Origin of the sequence: Brachybacterium sp. AOP25-B2-12, from assembly GCF_052378625.1 — a bacterium.
Taxonomy (GTDB): Bacteria; Actinomycetota; Actinomycetes; order Actinomycetales; family Dermabacteraceae; genus Brachybacterium.
In genome coordinates this window covers 1-2,980 of the sequence record NZ_JBQSXW010000046.1, presented here as the reverse complement: position 1 = coordinate 2,980, position 2,980 = coordinate 1, and the positions used below count along the sequence as shown (strand labels likewise).

Sequence of the window (2,980 nt, the reverse complement as noted above, 5' to 3'; positions counted from 1 at the left end):
ACATCATGATCCATCACGGATCTGTCACTTGTGCTCTCGTTGCCGGCTTCTCCTGGGATTATGTGGCCATGAGTCAAAAGCCCCTCGTACTGTCCGACATTCGCTCGCGAGCTGGGGCGTTCGTAGCGCAATGGCGCGACGCGGAGGGGTACGAGCGGGGCGAGGCGCAGTCGTTCGTGCGCGATCTGTTGCGGGTCTTCGGGATCACCCGCTCAACGGCAGCGGTGTACGAGAAGCGTGCCCAGCGTGCATCCACAGGCGGGCAGGGGTACATCGACGCACTGATCTCCGGGACTGCGCTGATCGAGATGAAGTCCGCGGGCGCTGACCTGGTCAGGGCTGAGGCTCAGGCTCTGGACTACATCGAGTCGCTGACCGAGCATGAGCGCCCGGATTTTGTGATCACCAGCGACTTCCGCAGGTTCCGGCTGCTGGACCTCTCGGTCGAGGCCGGCAAGGACGGTCTGCTCGAGTTCGAGCTCGAGGAGCTCCCGGCGCACGTCGAGGACCTGATGTTCCTGGCCGGCTACCGGCGCGCAAAGTTCGGCTCAGCCCAGCAGGAGGCCGCGTCGATCAATGCGGCACAGCTGATGGCGAAGCTGTACGAGCACCTCGAGTCCACCGGCTACGACGAGCACCAAGCCTCGATCTTCCTGATCCGCACCCTGTTCTGCCTGTACGCCGATGACTCTGGTCTGTGGGAGCGGGACCTGTTCTCCCGCTACATCGAAGAGCGCACCAGCGAGGACGGCTCCGACCTCGGCGCCCAGCTCGCCACGCTCTACCAGGCCCTGAACAAGCCCGAGGACAAGCGCTATGGACAGAACGACGACCTGCTCCAGGCCTTCCCCTACGTCAACGGCTCCGTGTTCGGCGAGCCGGTGGAGATCCCCTACTTCGACCGCGCCTCCCGCGAACAACTGCTGCAGGCCGCGTACTTCAACTGGTCCAGCATCTCGCCGGCGATCTTCGGGTCCCTCTTCCAGGCCGTGAAGGACAAGAAGGCACGCCGCGAGCTGGGTGAGCACTACACGACCGAAACGAACATCCTCAAGCTCATCCGCCCGCTATTCCTCGACGAGCTCGAGGAGCGGTTCACCAAGGCCTACGCCAAGAAGCGGGAGCTGGAGAAGCTGCTCGACCATCTGGGGTCACTGACGTTCTTCGACCCCGCGTGCGGGTGCGGGAACTTCCTAATCATCGCCTACCGCGAGCTGCGGGCCTTCGAGCTGCGGATCCACGAGCGGCTGCAGCAGCTCGACCCCTCGCGTAGCCAGCTTTCGCTAGACGCGACCTCGAGGGTGCACGTGCGGCTGTCACAGTTCTACGGCCTCGAGCTCGAGGAATGGCCAGCCACCATCGGCCGTACCGCAATGTTCCTGGTCGAGCACCAGGCCAACCAGGCCGTGAATCTAACTCTCGGCTACTCCGTCCCGATGCTCCCGCTGCAGGACTCGGCGCGGATCACTGTGGCCAACGCGCTACAGGCCGACTGGGCGCAGATTATTCCGGCGACGACATCGCTGTACGTGATGGGCAATCCGCCATTCCTTGGCGACCACACCCGCGGCGCTGACCAGCTCGCCGACCTCCACGACGCCTGGGGCGGTAACAAAGTTCTCTCCCGCCTGGACTACGTCACCGGCTGGCACGCCAAAGCCCTCACCCTGTTCAGCAGTCCCCGCTATCGCGGCCAGTGGGCCTTCGTGACCACCAACTCCATCACCCAGGGCGACCAGCCCGCGCGTCTGTTCGCGCCGATCTTCGATGCCGGGTGGCGGATCAAGTTCGCTCATCAGACCTTCGCTTGGTCCAGCGAAGCTCCCGGAGCCGCCGCTGTCCACTGCGTCATCATCGGCTTCACTCAGGACACGAAGCAGAAGGGGCGGCTGTTCACCTACCCGGACATCAAGGGCGCTCCAACGGAGGTGCCGGTGCGTATCGGCATCAACGCGTACCTGCTCGATGCCCGGAACATCCTCGTCGAGAAACGAAGCGCCCCGCTGAGCTTGGCACTGCCGAAGGTGGAGTACGGCTCGAAGCCGACCGATGATGGGAACTTCGTCATCTCGCCCGAGCAGCATGCCGAAGTCATGGCTGACGAGTTCGCCGCAAAGTACGTACGCCCCTACGTTGGTTCCCGTGAACTGATCAACGGACAGAAGCGGTGGTGTCTGTGGTTAGCGGACCTCGACCCGGAAGACATCGGTCGCTCCGCGATCCTTCGCACCAGGATCGATGCCGTACGCGCCTTCCGTGCCGCCTCGAAGGCGGCAAGCACTCGCGAGTACCCGCACCACCATCTGTTCCGTCAGTTCGGCATAGTCGAGGACGTGCCTATCGTGGGTATCCCGGAAGTGAGCTCCGAGAGCCGGCGCTACCTCCCGGTGGCACATCTTGAGCCCGGAACAATCATCTCCAACAAGGTCTATGGAGCAGTAGACGCCTCAGGACTGGTGTTCGCGATCGCCTCGTCCTCGGCGTTCATCACCTGGATGAAGGCCGTCGGTGGCCGGATGAAGTCTGACATGAGCTTCTCCAGCACGATCACCTGGAACAACTTCCCTCTCCCGGAGGTCACGGAGCCCCGGGCTGCCCAGATCATCACCGCTGGCCACGCAGTGCTCGAAGCCCGCGCGCAGCACCCGGAGCGATCACTGGCGGCGCACTACCACCCTCTGAGCATGTCCCCGTCCCTCGTGAAGGCACACGACCAGCTCGACCGCGCCGTCGATGCCCTACTGGGGAGGAAAGTGCGGTCCAACGATGACCGCGCGAAGCTGCTGTTCGATCAGTACGCCGAGCTGACCTCGACAGCGAGCCCGCGGTGACAGCTGACGGCCCGGCCGCGCTGGTCATTGCGATCATCGCCGCCGCTGCTGCCCTCGGTGGCCTCATTGTTGGCATCATCGGTCTTGTGCAGGCTTCTCGCGCGCATGCAGTCGCCAAAGCCGCCTCCGAGGCTGCGGATGGCGCCAAC

Annotated in this window: 1 protein-coding gene; it reads left to right on the top strand. The window is 64.0% G+C overall.

Annotation, left to right across the window (positions count from 1 at the left end; genetic code table 11):
• Positions 1-68 precede the first annotated feature (68 nt).
• A complete protein-coding gene (locus tag ACT3TZ_RS14970; RefSeq protein WP_444584213.1) occupies positions 69-2,831 on the top strand; it encodes a DNA methyltransferase in 2,763 nt (920 codons plus the stop codon).
• The last annotated feature ends 149 nt before the right edge of the window (positions 2,832-2,980 follow it).

What these genes read in the sequence shown, in the direction of transcription:
- ACT3TZ_RS14970 (WP_444584213.1), top strand. Translation starts at nt 69, where the DNA reads ATGAGTCAAAAGCCCCTCGTACTGTCCGACATTCGCTCGCGAGCTGGG.